This window comes from Mesorhizobium sp. M8A.F.Ca.ET.161.01.1.1 (assembly GCF_004792105.1).
GTDB lineage: Bacteria > Pseudomonadota > Alphaproteobacteria > Rhizobiales > Rhizobiaceae > Mesorhizobium.
In genome coordinates this window covers 1-279 of the sequence record NZ_SRTD01000520.1, presented here as the reverse complement: position 1 = coordinate 279, position 279 = coordinate 1, and the positions used below count along the sequence as shown (strand labels likewise).

1 protein-coding gene is annotated in these 279 nt (G+C 66.3%); it reads right to left on the bottom strand.

Annotated elements, in window-relative coordinates:
- The coding region (locus tag EN804_RS36835) for a trimethylamine methyltransferase family protein (protein ID WP_189602256.1) at window positions 1–253 on the bottom strand (253 nt) is incomplete at its 3' end.
- Window positions 254–279 lie beyond the last annotated feature (26 nt).

The following is a 279-nucleotide window of genomic DNA, read 5'->3' as shown; positions in this document are numbered from 1 at the left end:
CGTCGACCAGCGCGCCGGCCCTGGCAAAGATAGCGCGCGCTTCGCGCAGCAGGACCTTGATGCCGAGTTCCTCCAGCACGCGCAGCGCCGTGTCGTGAATGGCGGCGACCTGGTCGTCGGAGAAGACAGGCTGCGGCAGGAACGAATTCTTCAATGAACGGTAGTTCGGACGGCGGCTCGACTCGCTGCCCGCCTCGCCGGTTCGTCCGCGCCTGCGTTCACGCCTCAGATCGCGTGCGGCCTCGTCCATCATGTCCAGTCCTCCCTATTGCCGCATCG